This is a genomic window from Actinomadura sp. KC345 (assembly GCF_004348515.1).
In the GTDB taxonomy this organism is placed as follows: Bacteria; Actinomycetota; Actinomycetes; order Streptosporangiales; family Streptosporangiaceae; genus Spirillospora.
In genome coordinates this window covers 1-5651 of the sequence record NZ_SMKH01000408.1, presented here as the reverse complement: position 1 = coordinate 5651, position 5651 = coordinate 1, and the positions used below count along the sequence as shown (strand labels likewise).

Here is a 5651-nt window from a genome sequence, read left to right as displayed (position 1 = left end):
GGCTTCTTGGGCGGCGGATTCGTCGGCTTGCCCTTGGGCGCCTCGATGGTGTCCTTGACCGGGGCTATCTCCGGTGAGGAGGAACCGGAGCCCTTCGCCTGTTGGCCCTTGAGCGAGACCAGGTCGGTCCTGGTCTCTTCGGTGCCGCGCTTCGGCGTGGCCGCACCGCGTTTCGGGGCGGCCGCCTCGGTGACCGACTTCGGCGCCCCGGAGTCCGCGCCCGACCGCGGCGCGGACGGGCTGCCGCCGGACTTCGGCGCGGACGAACCGGCGCCCGTTTTCGGCTTGTTCGCGTCGGTGTCGGAGCCCTGTGCCGGAGAGTCCGTCCCGGACTTCGGCGGGTCGGACTTCGGCGGGGTCGAGTCCTCACCGGGCTTCGGCGCGTCCGTGACGGTGTCCTCGTCGGTGGAGCCGATCTCGACGGTGGTCTCGTCCCGGCCGGACTTGGCGGCCACGGCCTTGCCCGGCTTGGCCTCGGACTTGCCGGTGGGCTTCGCGCCGGGTTTGGCCGCCCCGGTCTTCTTGCCGGAGCCCCCGGCGCCGGAGCTCCCGGCGCCGGGCCCACCGCCCTTGCTCTTGCCGGGCTCGGTGCTCACGTATCCTCCTGGCCTATCGGCTCGGTGCCGGGCTGCGGTCCATCACTCACCGTCGCCCGCCTCGACGTCCTCTGAGTCCTCCATGGACTCTACGTTCCTCGCGATGGCCACCACGCTGTCCCCGTCCGCGAGGTTCATCAGCCGGACGCCCATGGTCTGCCTGCCGGACTGCTTGATCTCCGCGGCGGTGGTGCGGATGACGCCGCCGTTGGACGTCATCGCGAACACCTCGTCGTCCGGGCCCACCATCAAGGCCCCTACCAACATCCCTCGCGATTCAACGATCTTAGCGGTGAGGACGCCCTTACCCCCACGTCCCTGAAGCGGGTACTGGTCGACCGGGGTCCGCTTGGCGTAGCCGCCCCGGGTGGCGACCAGAACGTCCTGGGAGGTGTCCTGCACAACCAGCATGTTAAGGACTTCCTGGGTTTCCTCGAAACGCATGCCGATGACACCGGACGTGGCGCGGCCCATCGGCCGCAGTGACTCGTCGTCGGCGCGGAAGCGGATCGCCTGCGCGCCGGTGGAGACCATCAGCAGGTCGTCGTCGGACGAGACGAGCCGCGCGGCGATCACCTCGTCGTCCTCGATCAGGTTGATCGCGATGATGCCGCCGGTGCGGGGCGAGTCGAAGTCGCGCAGCGCGGTCTTCTTCACGCGGCCCCTCTTGGTGCCGAGGACGAGGTAGGGGGCCACCTCGTAGTCGCGCAGGTCCATGACCTGGGCGATGTGCTCGTCCGGCTGGAAGGCCAGCAGGTTCGCGACGTGCTGGCCGCGCGAGTCGCGTCCGGCGTCGGGCAGCTCGTAGGCCTTGGCGCGGTACACGCGGCCCTTGTTGGTGAAGAACAGGATCCAGTGGTGCGTCGTGGTGACGAAGAACTGGTCGACGATGTCGTCCTGCTTGAGCTGCGCGCCGCGCACGCCCTTGCCGCCGCGCCGCTGCGCCCTGTACAGGTCGGTCTTGGTGCGCTTGGCGTAGCCGCCGCGGGTGATCGTGACGACGATGTCCTCTTCGGCGATGAGGTCCTCGTACGACACGTCCCCGTCGAACGGGATGATCTGGGTGCGGCGGTCGTCGCCGTACTTCTCGACGATCGGCGCGAGCTCGTCGGCGACGATCTGGCGCTGCCGCTCGGGCGAGGCCAGGATGTCGTTGTAGTCGGCGATCTCCGCCATGAGCTTGTCGTACTCGTCGGTGATCTGCTGGCGCTCCAGGGCGGCGAGCTTGCGCAGCTGCATGTCGAGGATGGCCTGCGCCTGGATCTCGTCGATCTCCAGCAGCCGCATCAGGCCCTGCTGCGCCTCCGAGGCGGACGGGGAGCGCCGGATGAGCGCGATGACCTCGTCGATGCGGTCGAGGGCCTTCAGCAGGGCGCGCAGGATGTGGGCGCGCTCCTCGGCCTTGCGGAGCAGGAACCGGGTGCGGCGGACGATGACCTCGACCTGGTGCGTGACCCAGTGCCGGACGAACTGGTCGATGCGCAGGGTGCGCGGCACACCGTCGACGAGCGCGAGCATGTTCGCGCCGAACGTCTCCTGGAGCTGGGTGTGCTTGTACAGGTTGTTCAGGACGATCTTGGCGACGGCGTCCCGCTTGAGGACGATGACCAGGCGCTGGCCCGTCCGGCCGGACGTCTCGTCGCGGACGTCGGCGATCCCGTCGAGCTTGCCCTCCTTCACCCCGTCGGCGATCTTGAGGGCGAGGTTGTCGGGGTTGACCTGGTAGGGCAGCTCGGTGACGACCAGGCAGGTGCGTCCCTGGATCTCCTCGACCTCCACGACGGCGCGCATCGTGATGGAGCCGCGGCCGGTGCGATAGGCCTCCTCGATGGTCTTGCGGCCGACGATCAGCCCGGCGGTCGGGAAGTCGGGGCCCTTGATGCGCTCGATCAGCGCCTCGAGCAGCTCCTCGTCCGAGGCGCCGAAGTTGTCCAAATACCACCTGACGCCCTCGGCGACCTCGCGCAGGTTGTGCGGCGGGATGTTGGTCGCCATCCCGACCGCGATGCCGGCCGACCCGTTGACCAGCAGGTTCGGGTACCGCGACGGGAGGACGTCCGGCTCCTGCGAACGGCCGTCGTAGTTGGGGGAGAAGTCGACGGTCTCCTTGTCGATGTCGCGCAGAAGCTCCATCGCCAGGGGCGCCATGCGGCACTCGGTGTACCGCATGGCCGCGGCGGGGTCGTTGCCGCGCGAACCGAAGTTGCCGTTGCCGTCGACCAGCGGGTACCGCATCGCCCACGGCTGCGCGAGCCGGACGAGCGCGTCGTAGATGGCGGAGTCGCCGTGCGGGTGGTAGTTGCCCATGACGTCGCCGACGACGCGGGCGCACTTGAAGTACCCGCGGTCGGGACGGTAGCCGCCGTCGTACATCGCGTACAGGACACGGCGGTGGACGGGTTTGAGGCCGTCACGTACCTCGGGCAGCGCGCGCGCGACGATGACCGACATCGCATAGTCGAGATAGCTCTTCTGCATCTCGACCTGGATGTCGACCGGTTCAATCCGTTCGCCCGGGTGGCCGCCCTCTGTGGACACGTCCGTCACTCTCAAGACCTCTTCTGCTCGGTGGGATGCAAGTACGGTCGCCTCTGGAAGTCAGGCCGCTGGGAGCCCGGCCGAGGCCCGCACTCAGATGTCGAGGAAGCGCACGTCCTTCGCGTTGCGCTGGATGAACTCCCGGCGGGGCTCGACCTCCTCGCCCATGAGCACGCTGAACAGCTCGTCCGCCTGCGCGGCGTCGTCGAGCTGCACCTGCAGCAGGACCCGGTTGTCGGGGTCCATGGTGGTGTCCCAGAGCTCGTTGGCGTTCATCTCGCCGAGGCCCTTGAAGCGCTGCACCAGGTCACGGGGACGCGGGTCGCGCTTGCCGGCGGCCACCCCGGCCTCGATGATCGCGTCGCGTTCGGAGTCGGAGTAGGCGTAGTCGGCCTCCGAGCCCCGCGAGTCCCACTTGATCTTGTAGAGCGGGGGCTGCGAAAGGTAGACGTGCCCGGCCTCGATCAGCGGCTTCATGAACCGGAACAGCAGCGTCATCAGCAGCGTGTTGATGTGGTGGCCGTCCACGTCGGCGTCCGACATCAAGATGATCTTGTGGTAACGGAGCTTGGAGATATCGAACTCGTCGTGCACGCCGGTGCCCAGCGCCGTCATGATCGCCTGCACCTCGTTGTTCTTCAGGATCTTGTCGATCCTGGCCTTCTCCACGTTCAGGATCTTGCCGCGGATCGGGAGGATCGCCTGGAAGTGCGGGTCGCGGCCGCCCTTGGCGGAGCCGCCCGCCGAGTCGCCCTCGACGATGTACAGCTCCGACTTGGACGGGTCGGTGGACTGGCAGTCCGACAGCTTGCCCGGCAGCGATGTCGACTCCAGCAGGCTCTTGCGCCGGGTCAGGTCACGGGCCTGCCGCGCCGCCACCCGCGCCCGCGCGGCCTGCGACGCCTTGTTGATGATCTCCTTGGCCTCGCCCGGGTTCTCCTCGAACCAGTCGCGCAGATGCTCGTTGCAGGCCCGCTGCACGAACGACTTGGCCTCGGTGTTGCCGAGCTTGGTCTTGGTCTGCCCCTCGAACTGCGGGTCGGCCAGCTTGATCGAGATGATCGCGGTGAGGCCCTCGCGGACGTCCTCGCCGGTGAGGTTGTCGTCCTTGTCGCGCAGCAGGCCCTTGTCACGGGCGTAGCGGTTGACGATCGTGGTCAGCGCCGCCCGGAAGCCCTCCTCGTGGGTGCCGCCCTCGGCCGTGTTGATCGTGTTGGCGAAGGTGTGGACCGACTCGGCGTAGGAGGAGTTCCACTGCATGGCGATTTCCAGCGACATGCCCGTGGCGTCGTCACCGAAGTACACGACCGACTCGTGGACGGCGTCCTTGCGCACGTTGATGTAACGCACGAAGTCCTCGATGCCACCCTCGTAGTGGTACCGGACGATGTGCGGCTCACCGTTGATGTAGTCGGGACGGTCGTCCTGCAGCGTGATGGCCAGGCCACGGTTGAGGAACGCCATCTCCTGCAGGCGGCGGGAGAGGGTCTCGAAGTTCCATTCGAGGGTCTCGAAGATCTCGGGGTCCGGCCAGAAGGTGATGCGGGTGCCGGTCTCTTCGGTCGCCTCGCCCTTGCGGAGCTCGGTCTCCGGCCCCTGCCACGTGTACGACTGGCGCCACACGTGGCCGTCCGTGCGGACCTCGGCCTCCAACCGGGTGGACAGCGCGTTCACCACGGCGGAGCCGACACCGTGCAGGCCGCCCGACACGGCGTAGGACTTGCCGTCGAACTTGCCGCCCGCGTGGAGCGTGGTCAGCACCAGCTCGATGGCCGGCCGCTTCTCCACAGGGTGCTCGCCCACCGGGATGCCGCGGCCGTTGTCGACGACGCACACGCCGCCGTCGGCCAGCAGGTTCACCACGATGTCGTCCGCGTAGCCCGCCAGAGCCTCGTCGACCGCGTTGTCCACGATCTCGGAGACGAGGTGGTGCAGGCCACGCTCACCGGTCGAGCCGATGTACATGCCCGGGCGCTTGCGAACCGCCTCAAGCCCTTCAAGGACAGTGATCGAACTAGCGTCGTACGCCAAAGGAGATCCTCCTGCCGGGGATGTCTGCCGCTCCGCACCCGAGGGAGGCGCGGTGTGCCCCGTAACACACATGAAGGCACCCGGTCGCTGCTCTGTTCGTCTTGGTCAGAGCCCCGGGCACCCCTTGGCGGCGCAGCATCCTGAACCGGTTTCATTCTACCGGGTCACGGAGCGAAAAGTGGCACTCACGAGCGCTGTGTGCACGCGTGGCGGCCGAGCGGCCCTGGAGCTACACCCCCCTATATGCCCAGGGGGATTCTCAAGGCTGTGTTCGTTTGCAGTGCCCTTGGCGGTCGGGCCCTGGAGGGCCCTTCCTTCGGCGGGCACTGCGGTGCGATCGCTGCATCGCTCCGAACTCGCCTTGGCGGCTCGCTTCGCGATCAGGTTTCTCGCTTCGCTCGTAACCTGCCTTCGGACGCGATCGCAACGGTTCGGGTTGTCGCCGGTTGCGGCAGTGGCCGAGGCCAGCGCGGGACACGGTTGAGG

3 protein-coding genes are annotated in these 5651 nt (G+C 68.0%); all 3 read right to left on the bottom strand.

Features of this window, described 5'->3' with window-relative positions:
* The coding region (locus E1281_RS36775; RefSeq protein WP_207943724.1) for a hypothetical protein at positions 1-596 on the bottom strand (596 nt) is incomplete at its 3' end.
* A 42-nt stretch (positions 597-638) separates the two neighbouring features.
* Positions 639-3143 (bottom strand): DNA gyrase subunit A, encoded by a 2505-nt coding sequence (gene gyrA, locus E1281_RS36770; RefSeq protein WP_131884318.1) that lies wholly within the window; start codon positions 3141-3143, stop codon positions 639-641.
* An 84-nt stretch (positions 3144-3227) separates the two neighbouring features.
* Complete coding sequence (gene gyrB / locus E1281_RS36765; protein ID WP_131884317.1) at positions 3228-5165, bottom strand: DNA topoisomerase (ATP-hydrolyzing) subunit B; 1938 nt, start codon at positions 5163-5165, stop codon at positions 3228-3230.
* Between the last annotated feature and the right edge of the window lie 486 nt (positions 5166-5651).